At 73.4% G+C, this 19,237-nt stretch carries 20 protein-coding genes; 11 read left to right on the top strand and 9 right to left on the bottom strand.

Annotated features, from left to right (window positions below):
- Positions 1 to 15: 15 nt before the first annotated feature.
- Positions 16 to 396, top strand: coding sequence for a Sec-independent protein translocase protein TatB (gene tatB, locus FB388_RS29245; RefSeq protein WP_142105324.1), 381 nt, complete (start codon positions 16 to 18; stop codon positions 394 to 396).
- A 71-nt stretch (positions 397 to 467) separates the two neighbouring features.
- Here tatB and FB388_RS29240 read toward each other — a convergent pair whose 3' ends face one another.
- Together FB388_RS29240 and FB388_RS29235 are read right to left on the bottom strand one after the other, a co-directional pair.
- A complete protein-coding gene (locus FB388_RS29240) occupies positions 468 to 1,847 on the bottom strand; it encodes an amidase (protein ID WP_142105323.1) in 1,380 nt (459 codons plus the stop codon).
- The gene (locus tag FB388_RS29235) at positions 1,844 to 2,707 is read right to left on the bottom strand and encodes a D-2-hydroxyacid dehydrogenase (protein ID WP_142106370.1); all 864 of its coding nucleotides are present in this window, start codon (positions 2,705 to 2,707) and stop codon (positions 1,844 to 1,846) included. Before FB388_RS29235 ends, FB388_RS29240 begins: the two co-directional genes overlap by 4 nt.
- Before the next feature lie 198 nt (positions 2,708 to 2,905).
- On the opposite strand from FB388_RS29235, the gene FB388_RS29230 reads away from it, so the two are divergent.
- The 5 genes from FB388_RS29230 (at position 2,906) to FB388_RS29210 (ending at position 6,914) form a co-directional block, all read left to right on the top strand.
- The gene (locus tag FB388_RS29230; protein ID WP_142105322.1) at positions 2,906 to 3,400 is read left to right on the top strand and encodes a DUF3830 family protein; all 495 of its coding nucleotides are present in this window, start codon (positions 2,906 to 2,908) and stop codon (positions 3,398 to 3,400) included.
- Positions 3,401 to 3,406: 6 nt separating this feature from the next.
- Complete coding sequence (locus FB388_RS29225; RefSeq protein ID WP_142105321.1) at positions 3,407 to 4,171, top strand: maleate cis-trans isomerase family protein; 765 nt, start codon at positions 3,407 to 3,409, stop codon at positions 4,169 to 4,171.
- On the top strand, positions 4,168 to 4,881 hold the full coding sequence (locus FB388_RS29220) for a maleate cis-trans isomerase family protein (protein WP_142105320.1): 714 nt from the start codon (positions 4,168 to 4,170) through the stop codon (positions 4,879 to 4,881). Before FB388_RS29225 ends, FB388_RS29220 begins: the two co-directional genes overlap by 4 nt.
- Positions 4,882 to 4,896: 15 nt before the next feature.
- Positions 4,897 to 5,577, top strand: coding sequence for a GntR family transcriptional regulator (locus tag FB388_RS29215; RefSeq protein ID WP_142105319.1), 681 nt, complete (start codon positions 4,897 to 4,899; stop codon positions 5,575 to 5,577).
- Positions 5,578 to 5,666: 89 nt separating this feature from the next.
- Positions 5,667 to 6,914, top strand: coding sequence for an aspartate aminotransferase family protein (locus tag FB388_RS29210; protein WP_142105318.1), 1,248 nt, complete (start codon positions 5,667 to 5,669; stop codon positions 6,912 to 6,914).
- A gap of 15 nt (positions 6,915 to 6,929) precedes the next feature.
- On the opposite strand, the gene FB388_RS29205 is transcribed toward FB388_RS29210, so the two are convergent.
- On the bottom strand, positions 6,930 to 7,661 hold the full coding sequence (locus FB388_RS29205; protein ID WP_142105317.1) for a hypothetical protein: 732 nt from the start codon (positions 7,659 to 7,661) through the stop codon (positions 6,930 to 6,932).
- A gap of 102 nt (positions 7,662 to 7,763) precedes the next feature.
- On the bottom strand, positions 7,764 to 8,387 hold the full coding sequence (locus tag FB388_RS29200) for a hypothetical protein (protein ID WP_142105316.1): 624 nt from the start codon (positions 8,385 to 8,387) through the stop codon (positions 7,764 to 7,766).
- Between the two features lie 56 nt (positions 8,388 to 8,443).
- Between FB388_RS29200 and FB388_RS29195 the strand changes: the two genes are divergently transcribed.
- Entirely contained in the window at positions 8,444 to 9,490 is a 1,047-nt protein-coding gene (locus FB388_RS29195; protein WP_142105315.1) for an MBL fold metallo-hydrolase, read from the top strand.
- Positions 9,491 to 9,493: 3 nt separating this feature from the next.
- Here the strand turns inward: FB388_RS29195 and FB388_RS29190 are convergent, their stop codons facing one another.
- Positions 9,494 to 10,642: an Mrp/NBP35 family ATP-binding protein gene (locus FB388_RS29190; protein WP_142105314.1), complete on the bottom strand. Its 1,149-nt coding sequence runs from the start codon at positions 10,640 to 10,642 to the stop codon at positions 9,494 to 9,496.
- 134 nt (positions 10,643 to 10,776) lie between these two features.
- Here FB388_RS29190 and FB388_RS29185 point away from each other — a divergent pair, with 134 nt between their 5' ends.
- Entirely contained in the window at positions 10,777 to 11,253 is a 477-nt protein-coding gene (locus FB388_RS29185) for a MarR family winged helix-turn-helix transcriptional regulator (RefSeq protein WP_142105313.1), read from the top strand.
- Here FB388_RS29185 and FB388_RS29180 read toward each other — a convergent pair.
- The gene (locus FB388_RS29180) at positions 11,234 to 14,005 is read right to left on the bottom strand and encodes an AfsR/SARP family transcriptional regulator (RefSeq protein WP_142105312.1); all 2,772 of its coding nucleotides are present in this window, start codon (positions 14,003 to 14,005) and stop codon (positions 11,234 to 11,236) included. The genes FB388_RS29185 and FB388_RS29180 overlap by 20 nt on opposite strands.
- A gap of 104 nt (positions 14,006 to 14,109) precedes the next feature.
- Between FB388_RS29180 and FB388_RS29175 the strand changes: the two genes are divergently transcribed.
- Positions 14,110 to 14,682, top strand: coding sequence for a dihydrofolate reductase family protein (locus tag FB388_RS29175; RefSeq protein ID WP_142105311.1), 573 nt, complete (start codon positions 14,110 to 14,112; stop codon positions 14,680 to 14,682).
- On the opposite strand, the gene FB388_RS29170 is transcribed toward FB388_RS29175, so the two are convergent.
- Positions 14,664 to 15,173, bottom strand: coding sequence for a DUF1003 domain-containing protein (locus tag FB388_RS29170; RefSeq protein ID WP_142105310.1), 510 nt, complete (start codon positions 15,171 to 15,173; stop codon positions 14,664 to 14,666). The genes FB388_RS29175 and FB388_RS29170 overlap by 19 nt on opposite strands.
- Positions 15,166 to 16,431, bottom strand: a complete 1,266-nt coding sequence (locus tag FB388_RS29165) for a magnesium transporter MgtE N-terminal domain-containing protein (protein WP_142105309.1) — start codon at positions 16,429 to 16,431, stop codon at positions 15,166 to 15,168. The genes FB388_RS29170 and FB388_RS29165 overlap by 8 nt, the downstream gene beginning before the upstream one ends.
- 194 nt (positions 16,432 to 16,625) lie before the next feature.
- Between FB388_RS29165 and FB388_RS29160 the strand changes: the two genes are divergently transcribed.
- Both FB388_RS29160 and FB388_RS29155 read left to right on the top strand, forming a co-directional pair.
- On the top strand, positions 16,626 to 17,600 hold the full coding sequence (locus FB388_RS29160; RefSeq protein ID WP_142105308.1) for an HpcH/HpaI aldolase/citrate lyase family protein: 975 nt from the start codon (positions 16,626 to 16,628) through the stop codon (positions 17,598 to 17,600).
- A 94-nt stretch (positions 17,601 to 17,694) separates the two neighbouring features.
- Entirely contained in the window at positions 17,695 to 18,888 is a 1,194-nt protein-coding gene (locus tag FB388_RS29155; protein WP_142105307.1) for an acyl-CoA dehydrogenase family protein, read from the top strand.
- 19 nt (positions 18,889 to 18,907) lie between these two features.
- On the opposite strand, the gene FB388_RS29150 is transcribed toward FB388_RS29155, so the two are convergent.
- The gene (locus FB388_RS29150; protein ID WP_142105306.1) at positions 18,908 to 19,171 is read right to left on the bottom strand and encodes a hypothetical protein; all 264 of its coding nucleotides are present in this window, start codon (positions 19,169 to 19,171) and stop codon (positions 18,908 to 18,910) included.
- Positions 19,172 to 19,237: the final 66 nt, after the last annotated feature.

The following is a 19,237-nucleotide window of genomic DNA, read 5'->3' as shown; positions in this document are numbered from 1 at the left end:
CACTAGGCTGGTCACATGTTCGACAGCGTCGGCTGGGGCGAGATCCTCGTGTTGATCGTGGCCGGCCTGTTCATCCTCGGTCCGGAGCGGTTGCCGTCGGCGGCGGCGTGGGCGGGCAGGGCAATCCGCCAGGTGCGCGAGTACGCCACCGGCGCCCGTGAGCAGCTGCGCGGCGAGCTCGGCCCGGAGTTCGACGAGCTGCGCAAGCCCCTCGAGGAGCTGCGCGGCCTGCGGAACTTCAACCCGCGCACGGCCGTTGCGCGCACGCTCTTCGACGACGACCCGCCCAAGCCGAACGGCTACACGCCGCCGAAGCCGAACCTGACGAAGCCCACGCCCCCGCCGGAGCGGCTGGCGAAGAACGAGGTCCCCCCGGTCGACCCGGACGCGACCTGAGGAAGCCCGGTCCCGTTCCGACGAACGGCGCGTTCGTCGGATAGGTACCGACGAACGCGCCGTTCGTCGGATCAGGGGCGGCGCCGGTGCCAGTCCGTCGCCTGCTGGAACGCGTGAGAGGCCGCCAGCACCGCGTTGTCCGCGTGGCGGGGACCCACGATCTGCAGGCCGACCGGGAGCCCTTCCGCGAACCCGCACGGCACGCTCGCGGCCGGCTGCTGGGTCATGTTGAAGGGGTAGGTGAACGGCGTCCACGTCGTCCAGCGCTCGTGGGGCCAGCCGGCCGGCACCTCGACTCCTGCCTCGAACGCCGGGATCGGGAGCGTGGGCGTGAGCAGCAGGTCGTAGCGGGTGTGGAACTCGCCCATGCGCGTGCCGAGCTCGTTGCGCACGGCCATCGCCGTGAGGTAGTCCAGCGCCGACGCCCGGGCGCCCTGTTCGGCGATCGCGACCAGCCCGGGATCCATCGATGCGCGCTGCTGCGGCCCGAGGTGCTCGATCGACTTGGCGGCGCCGCTGAACCAGAGGGTCTCGAACGCCTCGATCGGGTCGGTGAAACCGGGATCCGCCTCCTCGACGTGGGCGCCGAGCTCGGCGAACACCCGCACCGCCGCCGCGAACGCCGCAGCCACCTCGGGGTGCACGTCGACGTGGCCGAGCGTCGGGCTGACGGCGATCCGCAGGCCGGCCACGCCCGCGTCCAGCGCGGCGACTGCGCTGCCGGTGGGGGCGAGCGCCCACGGGTCGCGGGAGTCGGTGCCGGACACGACGTCGAGCAGCAGCGCCGCGTCGGCAGCGGTCCGCGTCATCGGGCCGACGTGGGCGAGGGTGCCGAACGGGCTCGGCGGGTAGTGCGGCACCCGCCCGTAGGTGGGCTTCAGCGCGGTGGTGCCGGTGAAGGCCGCCGGGATGCGCACCGAACCGCCGCCGTCGGTGCCGAGGCTCAGCGGCCCCATGCCGCAGAGGACGGCCGCCGCGCTGCCGCCGGAGGAACCGCCCGCCGTGCGGTTGGGGTCCCACGGGTTGCGGGTGACGCCGGTGAGCGGGTTGTCGGTGACCCCCTTCCAGCCCAGCTCCGGGGTGGTGGTCTTGCCCAGCAGCACGGCGCCCTGCTCGCGCACGCGCGCCACGTGGGGGCCGTCGACGTCCCACGGGCCTACCGGGTCGACCGTGTGCGAGCCGCGCAGTGTGGGCCAGCCGCGGGTGAGCAGGATGTCCTTGATGGAGATCGGCACGCCGTCGAGGGCCCCGGCCGGTTCGCCGCGCCGCCAGCGCTCCTCGGACTCCTTGGCCGAGCCGAGGGCGGCGTCCGCGTCCACCAGGCAGAACGCGTTGACCTCCGGGTCGTGCCGGCGGATCCGCTGCAGCGCCGCCTCCGTGGCCTCGATGGGGGAGAGCTCGCCGGTGCGGTAGGCCGCGAGCAGTTGGGTCGCGGTCAGGTCGGCGGTCACGGCCTACCTCCGGTCGTCACGTAGCCCAACGTCTTGTCCACGACGTTGCGCAGCGGCTCGCCGGCCCGGTAGCGGGCGAGGTTGTCGCGGAACACTTCTACGAGGTCCTGCCGCCAGCCGATCAGGTCACCGGACATGTGCGGCGAGACGATCACGCCCGGTTGGGTCCACAGCGGCGAGTCGGCCGGGAGCGGTTCGCGCGCGAACACGTCCAGGGCAGCGCCCGCGATCCGCCCCTCGCGCAGCGCGTCGACGAGGTCGGGCTCGACGACCAGCGCCCCGCGGCCCACGTTGATGACCCGCGCCGACGGGCGGAGCAGGGCGAGCGCGGCGGCGTCGAGCATGCCGCGGGTGGCGTCGGTGAGCGGGGCGGCGAGCACGAGCCAGTCGGCGCTCGGCAGGAGCCCGGGCAGGCCGTCGAAGTCGCGGCGCCCGACCAGCTCCACGTCCATCCCGACGGCGGCGAGCAGGCCCGCGATGGCGCGCCCGATCGGCCCGCCGCCGACGACCACGACGCGGCGGCCTGCGATCGGCTCGGTCTCGCGGTGGTGCCACTCGCCTCGCGTCTGCGCGGCGAGCGTGCCCGGGAGGTCCTTGGCCATCGCGAGTACCAGTCCTAGCACGTACTCGGCCATGGGCCGGTCGAACACGCCGCGGGAGTTCGTCAGCGTCACGTCGGACGCGAGCAGGCCGGGGAAGGTCAGCCGGTCGACGCCCGCGCTCGCGGTGTGCACCCACCGCAGCGAGTCGGCGGCGGGCCAGGCGTCGCGCACGGCGTCGGAGAGGAAGTCCCAGACGAGGAGCACCTCGGTGCCGGGCAACACCTCGGCGAGGGACGCGGCGTCGGATGCGAGGCGCATGCCGTCGAGCGCGAGGCCCGGCGGCCGGTCGTCACCGTGCAGTACCGCGATCGTCGGAACGGCACGTTGACCAGCGGGAACGGGCAATTCGACGGGACCTTCCCGAGTGGGGGCGAGGATTGACACGCTAGGAAGCGCTCGTACTATTGTCAACAATCCGCGGCGCCGCGGTACTTCTATGACGCCGGGAGCGGCCCTATGTCGAAGTTCCTCCGCATCAGCCTTGCCCGCCGCGGGGTGTCCTGCGTGGCCGAGCTGCTGGAGAAGGAGGCGCCGCGCACCACCGCCGCGGTGTGGCGCGCCCTCGAGGCCGGCCCCCTCGCGGGCGACGCGCAGCACGCCAAGTACGCGCGCAACGAGGTGTACACGATGGTGCCCCGGTTCGCCGAGATCGGCCGGGAGAACCCCACGGTCACGCCGATCCCGGGTGACGTCGTGCTGTTCGACTTCGCGGGCGGCGCTCTCGACGCCGCGTTCAAGACCGACCAGGGGATCGACCAGGACGAGGGCGCGATCGACCTCGCCATCTTCTACGGCCGCAACAACCTGCTGATCAACGGGGACATCGGCTGGGTGCCGGGCAACGTCTACGCCACGATCACCGAAGGGCTCGACGCGATGGCAGAGGCGTGCCACGACGTCTGGCGCTCCGGCAGCGTCGGCGAGCGCCTGGTGTACGAGCGGCTCGGGTAGTCCGCCGTGCCCACCGAGCTCTCGGTCGGTCTCACCGAGCCCGACCGCCAGCAGGGGATCGGAGTGGTGGCCCCGTTCGACTTCGCCCTCGACCGCGAGCTGTGGCGATGGGTGCCAGAGGACGTGTCGCTGTACCTCACCCGCCTGCCGTTCTTCACCACACCGGTCACCGTCGAGATGGCGGTGGCGTGCGGCGACCGTCGGGCGGTCCGCCGGGCCACCCGCGACGTGCTCACCCCCGAACCCGACGTCGTCATCTACGCCTGCACGTCCGGCAGCTTCGTGGATGGCGCCGCGGGCGAGGAGGTGCTGCGCCGCACCATGGAGGACGCGGGCGCGCCTGCCGCCCGGACCACATCGGGCGCGCTCATCGCCGCGCTGCGCGTGCTCGGCGTCTCCCGGCTGGCGATCGCCACCCCGTACGTCGAACCGGTCACGCGCCGCCTCGTCGCCTACCTCGCCGAGCACGGCGTGAGCACCGTGTCGAGCGAGGGCCTCGGCCTGCTCGGCAACATCTGGCGGGTCACGTACTCGCAGGTGGTCGAGATCGTGCGGGCTGCCGACAACCCCGCAGCCGAGGCGCTGTTCATCAGCTGCACGAACGTGCCCACCTACGACCTCATCGAGCCGCTGGAGCAGGCGCTCGGCAAGCCGGTGCTCACCGCCAACCAGGTCACCATGTGGGCCGCGCTGCGCGCCATGGGCCGCGACGCGGTGGGCGGCGGCCGGCTGCTCACGAGCCAGGACCACCTCACCCCGGGAGCCGCATGACCACCCCCACCGTCGGGATCCTCTACCCCGGCTACTCCGCGGAGGACGACTACGCGCTCGCCGAATCCCTGCTGGGCGGCCCCCGGCTGCCGCTGGTGCACACCCTCATGCGCGAGGACGCCCACCGCGTCGACGCGCTGCTCGACATCGGCGGCGACGACGTGCTGGCCGACGGCGTGCGTGCACTGGGCGCCCCCCTCGACTCCGTGGTCTGGGCGTGCACGAGCGGGAGCTTCGTCTTCGGCTGGGACGGCGCCACGGCCCAGGTCGAGGCACTCGGCGCGGTCGCGGGGGTGCCGGCGTCGAGCACGTCGTTCGCGTTCGTCGATGCGTGCGCACGGCTGGGCGTCAGCCGGGTGGCGGTGGGCGCCACCTACCCGGACGACGTCGCGGAGCGGTTCGTCGCCTTCCTCGGCGTCGCCGGGATCGAGGTGCTCTCGCTGTCGGCCAAGGGGATCATCACCGCGGCCGAGGTCGGCACCCTGCCGGAGGAGACCGTGCTGGAGTTCGCGGCGGCGGCGGACCACCCGGACGCCCAGGCCGTGCTGCTGCCCGACACCGCCCTGCACACGATCGGCCTGCTCGACGCGCTGGACGCCCGCGTCGGCAAGCCGGTGCTCACGGCCAACCAGGTGAGCGTCTGGCAGGGTCTGCGCCTCGCAGGTGCAGACGCCCCGCGCAGAGGCTTCGGCACGCTGTTCGCCGGTTGATCAGGGGGAGATCACTTGGACCTGAGTGGGCTGGAGCCGGTCGAACGGCGGTCCACCGCCGCGATCGTCGCCGACCGGATCCGCACAGCGATCATGCGGGGGACGTTCCCGCCCGGCACGCAGCTGGGCGAGGTCGAGCTCGCCGCCGCCCTCGGCGTGAGCCGCGGCCCGCTGCGGGAGGCGATGCAGCGGCTCGTGGCCGAGGGCCTGCTGCGCAGCGAGCGCCACCGCGGGCTCTTCGTGCGCGAGCTGGACGCGGCCGACGTGCGCGACGTGTACACCGCCCGCACCGCGATCGAGCGGGCCGCGGGTCTGCTGCTGCTCGCAGGCGACCGGGTGGCCGCGACGGAGCGGCTGACCGTCGCGCTGGCCCGGATGGAGGCCGTCGCCGACGATCCCGTCGCGCTCGCCGACGCCGACCACGCCTTCCACGCCGAGTTCGTGGCCGCGTCCGGTAGCCCCCGGCTGCGCCGGATGGCCGACACCCTGCTCGTCGAGACCCGGATGTGCCTCGCCGCCCTGCAGGAAACCCTCCCACCGGCGGCCGCGCTGATCGCCGAGCACCGCGAGCTGCGCGACGCCGTGCGCGACGGCGATGCCGAGCGGATGACGGCCGTGCTGGAGGCGCACATGGCCGACGCCGTGGAGCGGATCCTGGCCCCCGGACCGTCCCCCGCTCCGGCCGTGCCGGCGTGAGCCGGCTGGGGTAGTCCTTGCCCCCGGGCCGCCATGCGTGCTTCCATCGATCCAGATTGTCGACAATCAGACAAGATCGAGGAGCAGGCATGGCCCGTTTGTCCCCCGCACTCAAGCAGGCGACGCCCGTGCACGTCGCCCGCGGCGAGGGCGTGCACGTGTACGACGCCGACGGCCGCCGCTACCTCGACTTCACGGCCGGGATCGGCGTCACGAGCACGGGGCACTGCCACCCCCGGGTCGTCGCGGCCGCACAGGAGCAGGTGGCCACCCTCATCCACGGCCAGTACACGACCGTCATGCACCAGCCGCTGCTTCGGCTGGCCGAGCGCCTGGGCGACGTGCTGCCCGCGAGCCTGGACAGCGTGTTCTTCCTGAACTCGGGCAGCGAGGCCGTCGAGGCGTCGGTGCGGCTCGCCCGCCAGGCCACCGGCCGCCCGCTGATCGTCGCGTTCGACGGCGGCTTCCACGGCCGGACGATGGGCGCCGCGGCCCTCACGACATCGGGGTCGAAGATCAGGGCCGGCATCGGCCCGCTGATGGGCGGCGTCGCATTCGCCCCGTTCCCGTACGCGTTCCGGTACGGCTGGAGCGAGGAGGAGGCGGTCGCGTTCTGCCTGCGCGAGCTGGACCGGCTGCTGGTCACCGCCGCCCCGGCGGCCGACGTCGCCGCGTTCGTCATCGAGCCGGTGCTGGGCGAGGGCGGCTACGTGCCGGCCCCGCCCGCGTTCCTCGCCGGGCTGCGCGAGCGGGCGGACGCGCACGGCATCCTGCTGATCGCCGACGAGGTGCAGACCGGGTTCGGGCGCACCGGCAAGTTCTGGGGCCACCAGCACACCGATGGCCTCACCCCGGACATCCTGATCACCGCGAAGGGGTTGGCCAGCGGGTTCCCGCTGTCCGGCATCGCCGCCCGCGAGGAGCTGATGGCCGCGGCCTGGCCGGGCTCGCAGGGCGGCACCTACGGCGGCAACGCGGTGGCCTGCGCCGCCGCGCTCGCCACGCTGGAGGTCATCGAGGAGGAGGGGCTCGTCGGCAACGCCGCCGAACAGGGCCTGCGGCTGCGCGACGGCCTGCAGAAGGTGGCGGCCGAGCACCCGGGCATCGCCGACGTCCGCGGGCTCGGCCTGATGGTCGGCAACGAGTTCTGCACGCCCGACGGCGCCCCCGACACCGCGGCCGCCGCCCGAGCCCACGCCGCCGCAGCGGAGAAGGGTCTGCTCCTGCTCACCTGCGGACCGCACGGCAACGTCGTGCGGATGATCCCGCCGCTGATCGTCACGGCCGAGCAGGTGGACGAGGCCGTGGCCGTCTGGGCCGAGGCGGTCCGCGCCTGACCCACCCGACGGCGGTCACGGGATCGTCGGGGCGTACCAGGTCGGCGGCAGCAGCCGGTTCCGCGCGGCAGTGCGCTTGCGCACCAGGACGATCGTCGTGACGACGGCGATCGTCGCAGCCACGAGGGCGAAGGCCACCGACCCCAGCAGGCGGGTGAGGAGCCCTTCCGGCAGGTCGTTCGCGACGCCGAACCGCACACCCTCGCTCTCGCACCGCACCTCGTAGGACCCCGGCCGGGGTACGCGGATCAGCATGATCTGGTGCCACCCGACGCCGTCCGCGGTGACGCGGACCGATCGGTCGGGTTGCAGGAGTGCCAGGTACTGAGGGTCGCCCCCGATCACGCAGTTCGCGTCGACCGGGCTGGAGAAGGGGTGGGAGACCTCGAACCCGGCGCTGCCCGGGGCGTCGATCCCGACGTAGATCGCGGGCGCGTCGGCCGGGTCGAGCTCGACGGTGGCAACCTCGCCGCTGGCGAACGACCTCGCCGGGACGGTGCTCGAGAGCCCTGAGCCGAACCCGAGGATCCCCCAGGTCAGTGCCGGCACGGTCACGACCGCGAACAGCACCCAGGTCACCACGATCCAGGCCCGTCCCGGCCGGATCGTGCCGGTTTGCGGTGCCGGCGGGAGCGGGCCGTAACCAGCCGGGGTGCCGAACCCCGGACCCGGGCCGTACCCCGGTGGCGGCTGGTGGCCGTGCGGAGGTACCGCGGGACCAGGGCGGTGGAAAGGCTGCTCGGTCACGACGTCCCTCTCGGTCAGGGGCGCGGCGAGGTGGCGTTCCGGCCGTCACCGCAGGGCTCGCGGATCATCCTCCGCGCGGACGGGGAGGGGTCCCCGGGTCGCTCAGCAGCCGGAGCCGGTCGACTCCCAGTCGTCGTACGGCCGGTCCGGCGCGAGCGTCAGCGGGTCGAAGCCGGTGCGGTAGGTGCACACCCGGCCGTCCCACCGGGTCACGGTGACCGTCGCCTCCCGCGGGCCGCTGAAGGACGCGGTGTCGGCGGTGTCGCCCTCCGGCCTGCCCTGCCACACGACGGTCGCCTGGGACACCGGCCCGAACGTGCGCTGCAGCTCGATCCGCTGGACGGGGTCGATGATGGCGTAGCCGTCGACCTGCACGAGCCGCACGTCGCCCTGGGTCGCGCGCACCGTCTCGTCCTCGTCGAAGTCGGTGGTCAGGAGGGTCGCGGCAGCGAGGAACGCCGCGAAATAGGCGACCGCCATGGCGCCGACGACGGCCACGACCACGCGGGCGACGGTCGACCTGAACGACCAGTTCGCCACGTAGGTCAGCGCGACCGCGGCGACCAGGCAGTCCAGTCCGAAGTACAGCGGGCGGAGCAGCCCGGCGTCGATGTTCAAGGGGTTGTGGCCGACGGCCGCCGCCGACAGGACCGCTCCCAGCGCGACGACGCACCCGAGCGTGCGCCGGTCGGCCCGGTCGCTGTCCGGGGAGCGGAGGGGGTCCACACCGCTATCGACGCGGAGCGGACGGAACGGTTGCCTGTCGCTATAGCGTGGTCGCCATGTGCGAGGGCGGTGATGCAGCCGAGGTGTTCGCGAGCGCTCCCCGGAACGCGGAAGGGGCTGCCGTCGACCCGATCGCGTTGCAGCCGGTCGACGAGGTGCGGATCACCACGCTCGTCGACAACGTCTTCGACGCGCTGCTCACCGGGGACGACCGCGTCACCCGGGCGGACGTGGGGAACGGGCGGGTCACCGCGGCGCAGTTCGAGGGTGGGAGCACCGACGCCGGTCTGCGCGCCGAGCACGGGTTCGCCGCGCTCGTCACGGTCCGGCGGGGCGCGAGCACGACCACGCTGCTGTTCGACACCGGCCTGTCGCCCGACGGCATGGTCGTCAACGCCGACCGGCTGGGTGTCGACCTGTCCGAGGTGCAGGGGGTCGTGCTCAGCCACGGGCACTTCGACCACGCCGGGGGCCTCGCCGGGCTCGTGGGGCGGGGGCGGCGCCGCATGCCGATGGTCCTGCACCCCGCGGCGTGGACCCGCAGGCGCCTCGCCCCGCCGCGTGGTGAGGTGTTCGACCTGCCGACGCTCTCCAAGCGCGCCCTGGAGGGCGAGGGCTTCGCGGTGGTCGAGCGGCGCGAGCCCTCGCTCCTGGTGGACGGCTGCGTGCTGATCACCGGCGAGGTCGACCGCACCACCGAGTTCGAGCGCGGGATGCCACCGCCGCACCAGGCCTGGACCGGCTCCGGCTGGGAGCACGACCCGCTCGTGCAGGACGACCAGGCGCTCGTCGTGCACGTCCGCGACCGCGGGCTGGTGGTGCTCACCGGCTGCGGGCACGCAGGCGCGGTCAACATCGTGCGGCACGCGCGGCGGCTCACCGGCGTCGACCGGCTGTGCGCGCTGCTCGGCGGGTTGCACCTGTCCGGTCCGGCGTTCGAGCCGGTGATCCCGCCGACCGTCGCCGCGCTCACCGAGCTGGCCCCGGACATGGTGGTGCCGGCCCACTGCACCGGCTGGCGCGCGCAGCACGCGCTCGCCGCCGCGCTGCCGGGCGCGTGGCTGCCCGGGAGCAGCGGCAGCACCTACCGCATCGCGGCCTGAGCCCTACTTGCGGACCGGGGAGATGTTCAGGCTCAGCCCGGCGAGGCCGCGGGAGCGCACCGTGAGCTTGTCGGCCACCGCACGCAGGGCCTGGGCGGCCGGGCTCTCCGGCTGAGCCAGGACGATCGGAGTGCCGGAGTCTCCGCACTCGCGGAGCTGGGGCTCCAGCGGCACCTGGCCGAGCAGCGGCACCGGGGCGCCGATGGTCCGGGTGAGCGAGTCGGACACCGCCTGCCCGCCCCCGGAGCCGAACACCTCCATGCGGGTGCCGTCGGGCAGCTCCATCCAGGACATGTTCTCCACGACGCCGGCGAGGCGCTGGCGCGTCTGCAGCGCGATCGAGCCGGCCCGCTCGGCCACCTCGGCGGCGGCCGTCTGCGGCGTGGTGACGACCAGCAGCTCAGCGTTGGGCACGAGCTGCGCGGTGGAGATCGCGATGTCGCCGGTGCCGGGGGGCAGGTCGAGCAGCAGGACGTCGAGGTCGCCCCAGAAGACGTCGGCGAGGAACTGCTGCAGCGCGCGGTGCAGCATCGGGCCGCGCCACACCACGGCGTCGTTGCCCGGGGTGAACATGCCGATCGAGATGACCTTCACGCCGTGCGCCTGCGGCGGCATGATCATGTCGTCGACCTTGGTGGGCCGGTCGGCCGTGCCGAGCATCCGCGGCACCGAGTGGCCGTAGATGTCGGCGTCCACCACGCCGACCTTCAGGCCCTTGGCGGCCATCGCCGCAGCCAGGTTGACGGTGACCGACGACTTGCCGACCCCGCCCTTGCCCGACGCCACGCAGTAGACGCGGGTGAGCGAGCCGGGCTGGGCGAACGGGATCACCGGGTCGGCCGCGTCGCCGCGAAGGCTGCGGCGCAGCTCGTGGCGCTGCTCGTCGCTCATGACGTCGAGCTCGACCTCGACCTCGGTGACGCCGGAGACCTTCGAGACGGCCTCGGTGACCCGCGCGGTGATCGTCGCGCGCATCGGGCAACCGGCCACCGTGAGGTAGACGCCGACGTGGGCACGGCCGTCGGGCCCGACCGCGACGCTCTTCACCATGCCCAGGTCGGTGATCGGCTTGTGGATCTCGGGATCGTCGACGGTGGCGAGCGCGGCCCGGACGGCCTGCTCGACGGTGGTGCTGCTCTCGGTGGTGGACATCAGAGGTTCCGCTGGACCTTCCATCGACGGCGCGACGCTGCCGGGCGCGGCTGCCCACGCCCCTCTCGTCCACTCTACGTCCGTGCTCGGCACGTCCGTGCTCTTGTCGGCCGGGCTCCGTACCATCGTCGATCGTGACGGACACCGCGGCGACCAGCGCGCCCGACACGGGGCGGCAGCGGTCGAGTCCCAACCGTGAGCAGCTGGCCGCGTGGCGGGCGTTCCTGCGGGCCCACGCGTCCATCACCCGCACCCTCGAGACCGAGCTGCTCGCCGAGCAGGACCTCCCGCTCGCCTCCTACGACGTGCTCGTGCAGCTCGCCGAGGCGCCCGACCGGCGGCTGCGGATGACGGAGCTCGCCGACGCCGTGCTGCTGTCCCGCTCGGGCGTCACGCGCCTGGTCGACCGGTTGGAGAAGGGCGGGCTCGTGGCCCGGTGCCCGGTGGAGACCGACGGCCGCGGCGTCGCAGCTCGGCTCACCGACGCCGGGCTCGACCGGCTGCGCATCGCCTCGCGCACCCACCTGCGCGGAGTCGCGCGGCACTTCGTCAACCGCCTCGACGAGGCCGACCTGCGCACGCTGGAACGGATCAGCAGGCGGCTCGTCTGAAGGCATCGGCGGTCGACGCGTCGACGGCCGTCGCCAGCTGGGCGTGGATCTGGTCGACCGTCGAAGGGTCGTGATCGGCGAGGAGGCCGTGGGCCCGGCGCCAGTGGTCGTGGGCGGCCGCGCGGTCGCCCGCCACGTGCTCGCACGCGCCGAGGTGGGCGAGGGTGCCGGCCTCCGCGTAGAGATCGCCGACCTCCCGGAACAGCTCGAGCGCCCGGAGGTGGCAGGGGACGGCGCAGGACGGGGCGCCGCGCGCGAGGTGCACCTCGGCGAGGCACGACCACGCGTGGGCCTCGTGGGGCCGGTTCCCCAGCTTCTGGTGCAGGACCAGGGCCTGCTCGCACAGTTCGAGCGCCAGGTCGTGGTCTCCCAGCCGGCCGTGGTACCAGCCGAGGTCGGTGAGCGCGATCGCCTGCCCGACCTCGTCGCCCACCTGGTCGAAGAGGTCGTGGGCGCGGCGGGCGGCGTCGAGCGCCTCGGCCTCCCGGCCTTGGATGACGTGGACGAGGTCGCGGTGGTAATGCGTCCACGCCTGCCCCGTGAGGTCGTGGCGGGATCGTTCCAGCGCGGTGTCGAGGTGGTGGTGGGCCTCGTCGAACCGGCCGAGGTCGGCCAGCGCGACAGCCAGGTTGCGGTGCGCACAGGTCTCCTCGGCCGCGTCGCCCAGCCGGTGGGCGGCGGCCACGGCGGCCCGTTGCGCCTCGGCCCGCTCCAGCCAGCGGCCCTGGCGGTGGAGGGAGACGTACAGCGCCCTGGCCAGGTGGCACAGGTGCCGGTCCAGGCCCAGGTCGGCGGCGAGCGCCAGGCAGGCGAGCAGCGCGGGGCGTTCGGCGGTGAACCAGGCGATCGCCTCGTCGGCCCCTGCGACGTCGGCGACGGCGACACCCGGGAGCGGCGGGCCGAGCGTGCTGTTCCCGGCGTACGCGCGGAACTGGAGGTGCTGCGCCGCTGCGTCGGCGGTGTGGACGTAGTGGTCCACGATGCGGCGGCGCGCGGCGTCCCGATCCGGGTCGTGGGCCGCGCACAGCTCCGAGGCGTAGGCCCGTAGCAGGTCGTGGCACGAGTAGCGGCCCGTGGCGTGCTCGGTGAGGAGGTTCGCGCGGGTCAGCTCGGCCAGTGCCGCCCGGGCCCGCCGGACCGGGACACCCGCGGAGCTCGCCGCGACGGCGATCGTGCAGTCCGGGCCGGGGTGGAGGCCGGCGGCCAGCCGGAACAGCCGCGCCGCCTGCCCGCTGAGCGTCTCGTAGGACCAGGAGAAGATCGCCCGCACGTCGACGGCGCTCTCGAGCGCGCCGAGGGCGTCCCGCAGCTCGCCTGCGAGCGCCTCCAGCGGATGCGCGGGGTGGATCGCGGCGCGGGCGGCCACGATGGCCAGCGCCAGCGGGAGCCCCGCGCAACGGTGGACGATCTCCGTGACGGCATCGGGCTCGGCGGCGATCCGGTCGTGGCCGAGGCGGCCGGCCAGCAGCTGCGCGGCCTCGCCGGGCGGAAGGAGATCGAGCGTCGACGGACGCGCTCCGTACGTCACGACCAGGCCCGTCAGCTGGTCGCGGCTGGTGACCACCACGAGGCACCCGGGCGTTCCGGGCAGCAACGGGACGACCTGCTCGGCGCAGCGGGCGTTGTCCAGCAGGACGAGCATCCGCCGTCCGGCGAGCAGGCTGCGGTAGAGCCCGGCCTGCGCGGCCCCGCCGTCCGGGATCCGATGCGGCGGCACCCGCAGCGCGTCGAGGAGATCGCGGATCGCCGCTGCCGGTGCGGCTCTCCCCGCCGGGTCGTACCCGCGCAGGTCGACGTGGAGCTGCCCGTCCGGGAAGCGCTCGGCGACCCGGTGCGCCCAGTGCAGGGCGAGCGTGGTCTTCCCGACGCCGGCGGTGCCGGTGATCACCGCGATCCGGGGCGACCCGCTCCTCGCCTCGTCCGGTCGGCCGAGGAGCGCGTCCAGCGCCGCAAGTTCGGCGGTCCGCCCGGCGAACCCGTCGACCGCGGCGGGGAGCTGCCTGGGCACCGCGTGCCTGCCGGACGCCGTCCCGCCCGCGAGCAGGTCGGCGTGCACCTGCCGGATCTCGGGGCTGGGATCGGTGCCGAGCTCGTCGGCGAGCCTGCGCCGGATCGCGTCGTAGCGTTCGAGGGCCTCGGCGGGGCGGCCGGCCGCCTCCAGCACCCGTAGGAGGCGCGCCCAGAGCGACTCACGCAGCGGGTTCCGCTCGGCCAGCTCGCTCAGATCGGTCGGGTCGGGTCGCGCGCCGCTCGCGAGGTCGAGGTCGGTGCGCCGCTCCACCGCTGCCAGGTAGCGCTCCTGCAGCGCGGGGGCCGTCGCCTGCTCCAGCCAGTCCGATCGGACGCCGTCGAAAGGGGTGCCGCGCCACAGCGCCAGCGCGGCGGCCAGCCGGGACCGCTCGGCCACCCGGTCCGGCTCCGCCGCGGCCTCGTCGAGCAGGCGGCCGAAGCGGAGCGCGTCCACCTGGTCCGGGTCGACGGCCAGCAGGTAGCCGCCAGGGCGGGCAGCAACCAGCTCCCCGGCGGAGTCCAGTGCACGACGCAGCCGCTTGACGTTCGTTCGCACGTTGGCCCGCGGGTCGCCACGCGCGTCGGCCCCCCACACCGCGGTGGCCAGCCGGTCCGTCGGCACGGCCTGGCCCGCCGACATCGCGAGCACGGCCAGCAGCGCGCGCAGCCGCCCCGCCGGCAGCTCGACCGGGCGCCCGTCCACCGAGACGCGCAGGGGCCCGAGCAGTTCGACGGTCAGCACGCGTCGACCCCTTTCCGAGCCGGGTTTCACCGCGGTGACAGCACTCTGCCACCGACGGCCGCCAAGCTGGCGATCAATCCCGCCCCACCGCTCCAGGAGGTCACGTGTCCATCTCGGTGCTCGACATGTCGGTGTCGCTCGACGGCTACGCCGCAGGTCCCGACGACTTCCTCGGCGGCGCCGACGGCCACCGGCTGCACGACTGGTTCGCGCCGGGCGGGGAGCTCGTCGAGCTGTCCGGGCCCGTCAAGGAACTGATGGACGAGATGGGCGGGGCCGGGGCCGTCCTGGCGGGGCGGAGAACCGCGGAGCTCATGGACCACTGGGGCGGCGACCACAACGGGCTCCCGATCTTCGTGCCCAGCCACCGGCCGCCCGGCCCGGCCGCGCGGTGGGGTTATCCGAAGGTGACGTACGTGACCGACGGGATCGAGAGCGCCATGGCACAGGCGAAGGCCGCCGCGGGGGACCGGGAGGTGCAGGTGCGCGGCGCGTACACGGGGCAACGGGCGCTCGAGGCCGGGGTGCTGGACGAGGTGCGGATCCACCAGGTACCGGTGCTGCTGGGCCGTGGCATCCGGCTGTTCGACCAGCTGCCGTCCGAGATCGAGCTGGAGATCGTCCGGGTGATCGACACCCCGGAGGCGACCCACGTCCGCTACCGCGTCCGGCGCTGAGCCCGGTCGGCGGCGGGGCCGGGGGCGGCGGCACCGAGGCGATCGCAGAGCTTGTCGAGCTCCCCGCGCAGGTAGTCCCGGGTGGCGACCTCGCCGACCGCGATCCGCAGGGCCGCGAGCTCCCTGGCCAGGTACTCGGTGTCGGCCTTCGTCCGCTCCGCGCGGGCGCGGTCCTCCTCCAGCGACACGCGGTCGCGGTCGTCCTGGCGGTTCTGCGCGAGCAGGATGAGCGGCGCCGCGTAGGCGGCCTGCGTGGAGAAGGCCAGGTTGAGCAGGATGAACGGGTAGGGGTCCCACTGGCCCGACCACGCCACGAGGTTCAGCGCGATCCACACCGCGACCAGGACGGTCTGCACCGCGAGGAACCGGCCGGTGCCGAGGAACCGGGCGATCCGCTCGGACAGCCGCGCGAACCAGTCGGGGTCGAACTCGAAGCGCGCCCGCCCGAGCAGCGGCTGGTCCAGCCGGCGATGGGTTGTCACCTCAGGCATCCGACACCTCGCTGGTCTCCTCGGGCTCTGTCAGGCGGTCGCGCCAGTCGGGCGGGAGCAGGTGGTCGAGCACGTCGTCCACCGTGACGGCGCCGAGCAGGTGGTCCTCGGCGTCGACGACCGGCCCCGCCACCAGGTTGTACGCCGCGAAGTAGCGGGTGACCTCGCCGAGGGTGGCGTCCGGCGACAGGCGGGCCAGCTCGGTGTCGACCACGCCCGCCACCAGCTCGAACGGCGCCGCCCGCAGCAGCCGCTGGGCGTGCGCGCACCCCAGGTACCGCCCGGTCGGCGTCTCCGACGGCGACCGGCAGACGAACACCATGCTGGCCAGCGCCGGCGGGATGTCCGGGTTGCGGATGCGGGCGAGTGCCTCGGCCACCGTGGCGTCCGGACGCAGGACGATCGGCTCCGGGGTCATGAGGCCGCCTGCGGTGTCCGACGAGTAGCTCATGAGCCTGCGCACCGGCTCGGACTCGTCGGGGTGCATCAGGGCGAGCAGCGCGTCGGACTCGGCGTCGGGCAGCTCGTGCAACAGGTCGGCGGCGTCGTCGGGGTTCATGGCCTCGAGGACGTCGGCCGCCCGCTCCGGGGACAGGTGCGCGAGCAGCGTGCGCTGGTCGGCCTCGGACATCTCCTCGAACACGTCGGCGAGCCGCTCGTCGTCGAGGCCGTCGACCACCTCGTGCTGGCGCTTCTGCGGGAGCTCCGACAGCGCGGCCGCGACGTCGACGGGCCGCATCGACTCGAACACGGCCAGCAGGCCCTCCGTGCCCTGCCGGTCGGTGAGCGAGAGCCCGGTGACCGCGCGCCACGGCAGCACCTGCACCGGCTCGCGCCTGCCGAGGCGGTGGCGGCGGACCCGCACCGCGAGCCGCCCGACCACCCAGTCGCGCGAGCGGGTCGGCTCGATCGCGGCGTCGACGACAACGGCCTCCTCGCCGCTCTCGACGAGCCGGACGTGCGCGTCGAGCAGCTGGCCGACCAGTAGACCCTCGTTGGGGCGCTGTGCGAAGCCTCGAAGGCTGACCGAGCCCGTCGCGAGGGTGACGGCGCCGGGGTCGATCGCGGTGACCCGCAGCATCGGCACGAAGATGCGCCTGCGGGTGGCGAGCTCCACCACCATGCCTAGCACCCGCGGCGGGTTCGAGTCGACGCGCAGCGCGGCGACGAGGTCGCGCACCTTGCCGATGCGCTCCCCGTCGGGCCCGAAGACGGCGATACCGACCAGGCGCGCGACGAAGACCCGATCGGTGCCCATGCGCGGAAGCCTAGGCTCCGGACGTGGATCTCCTGCGGTACGACGTGGTGGACGTGTTCACCGCCGGGGGGCGTGTACCGACCCTGCCCTGACCCGGTGGATCGACCTGAGAGACCAGTCACCTCGGAGTTGCGGACGCCGCCGCTCGTGTCAGCATCGGCGCAATCCGCGCCGCACTCGACGAGGAGTCGCCCGTGACCACCACGAACGAGCCGACCCAGCTCCGCGCCCGCCGGTCCTGCCTCGCCGTACCCGGGTCGAGCCAGAAGTTCATCGACAAGGCCCGCGACCTGAACGCCGACCAGGTCTTCCTCGACCTGGAGGACGCCTGCGCACCGCTGGCCAAGCCCGGGGCCCGCAAGACGATCGTCGAGGCGCTGAACGAGGGCGGCTGGGGCGAGAAGATCCGGGTGGTCCGGGTGAACGACTGGACCACCGAGTGGACCTACCGCGATGTCACGGAGGTCGTGGAGGGCGCGGGCGCCAACCTCGACGCGATCATGCTGCCGAAGGTGCAGACGGCAGAGCAGGTCGTGGCGCTCGACCTGCTGCTCACGCAGATCGAGAAGGCGATGGGCCACGAGGTCGGGAAGATCGGCATCGAGGCGCAGATCGAGAACGCGCTGGGGCTCATCAACGTCAACGCGATCGCCACGGCCTCGCCGCGGGTCGAGACGATCATCTTCGGGCCGGCCGACTTCATGGCGTCGATCAACATGAAGTCGCTGGTGGTGGGGGAGCAGCCGCCCGGCTACGACGTGGGCGACGCCTACCACCACATCCTCATGAGCATCCTCATGGCCGCCCGCGCGCACGACAAGCAGGCGATCGACGGGCCCTACCTGCAGATCAGGGACGTCGACGGCTTCCGCAGGGTGGCCGATCGCTCCGCGGCGCTCGGCTTCGACGGCAAGTGGGTGCTGCACCCCGGCCAGATCGACGCGGCGAACGAGACGTACAGCCCCCGCCAGGAGGACTACGACCACGCCGAGAACATCCTCGACGCCTACGAGTGGTACACGTCCGAGGCGGGCGGCAAGCGCGGCGCTGCCATGATCGGCGACGAGATGATCGACGAGGCGAGCCGCAAGATGGCTCTGGTCATCGCGGGCAAGGGCCGGGCGGCCGGCATGCAGCGCACGGACCGCTGGAGCCCGCCGGAGGAGTGACGTGCATCGCGCGCGCTGTGTGCGGACGTTCACAGCGTGCAGCCGGGCCGGCGGGTGATACTGGCCGGTAACTCGCCCAGCGTCGGGAGGATCCATGGCCAAGCTCGCCCAGACCGCCGGTCTCACCGAGATCCAGCAGGAGATCCTGGCGACGGTCCGCTCGTTCGTGGACAAGGAGATCCTGCCCCACGCCAACGCGCTGGAGCACGCCGACACCTACCCGCAGGACATCGTCGACGGGATGAAGGAGATGGGCCTTTTCGGGCTCACCATCCCGGAGGAGTTCGGGGGGCTCGGGGAGTCGCTGCTGACGTACGCGCTGGTCGTCGAGCAGATCGCGCGCGGCTGGATGAGCGTCTCCGGCGTGATCAACACGCACTTCATCGTGGCGCACATGATCAGCCAGCACGGCACGGACGAGCAGAAGCAGCGGTACCTGCCCCGGATGGCGACCGGTGAGGTGCGCGGCTCGTTCTCGATGTCGGAGCCGGACCTCGGCTCGGACGTCGCCGCGATCTCCACCAAGGCGGTGGCCGACGGGGACGACTTCGTCATCGACGGCGCCAAGATGTGGCTGACGAACGGCGGCACCTCCAACCTCACCGCCGTTCTCGTCCGCACCGACGAGGGGGCCGACCGGCCGCACCAGAACCTCACCTGCTTCCTGGTGGACAAGCCGGAGGGGTACGGCGAGGTCGCTCCGGGGCTCACCGTCCCCGGGAAGATCGACAAGATGGGTTACAAGGGCGTCGACACCACCGAGCTGGTGTTCTCGGGCCACCGCGTCTCCGCGGGGCAAGTCCTCGGCGGCAAGCGCGGCGGCGGCTTCGCGCAGATGATGGACGGAGTCGAGGTCGGGCGCGTCAACGTGGCGGCGCGGGCCTGCGGCATCGCGATCCGGGCGTTCGAGCTGGCCGTCGAGTACGCGCAGCAGCGCCGCACGTTCGGCAAGCCGATCGCCGAGCACCAGGCCATCGCGTTCAAGCTCGCCGAGATGGCCACCAAGGTGGAGGCCGCGCACCTGATGATGGTCAACGCCGCGCGCCTGAAGGACTCCGGCGAGCGGTTCGACGTCGAGGCCGGCATGGCCAAGCTGTTGGCGAGCGAGTACTGCGCCGAGGTCACTCAGGAGTCGTTCCGCATCCACGGCGGGTACGGCTACTCCAAGGAGTACGAGATCGAGCGGCTCATGCGCGAGGCGCCGTTCCTGCTCATCGGCGAGGGCACCTCGGAGATCCAGAAGACCATCATCAGCCGCGGGCTGCTGAGGGAGTACCGCCTGCGGTAGCCGCTCGTGGACCGGACGATCAGGCGCGGTTCTGCGGCCAGATGCGCGCCCCGAGGCGCAGGCGACGACCGGTCCCGCTGCAGGAAGGGCAGAGCCGGAACGACCGGGTGGCGATCGAGCCGTAGGAGCGCGGCGTGCCCTTGCAGGAGCCGCACGCCGTGTACGGGTGCAGGAGCAGCGAGACCGCCCAGGCCACGAGCATGCCGAGCCCGACGATGACGACGATGCCCGACCCGGAGAGATCGGCGGCGACCGAAGCCACCGTGGTGAGCAGGAACGGCATGGGACACCTCCGATCCCGGGAGCGCCCCCTTTGCGGCACCCTGCCGTCCGTCCCGGATGTTGGGAC

Origin of the sequence: Pseudonocardia cypriaca, from assembly GCF_006717045.1 — a bacterium.
In the GTDB taxonomy this organism is placed as follows: Bacteria; Actinomycetota; Actinomycetes; order Mycobacteriales; family Pseudonocardiaceae; genus Pseudonocardia; species Pseudonocardia cypriaca.
This window is presented reverse-complemented; position numbering and strand designations above follow the sequence as displayed.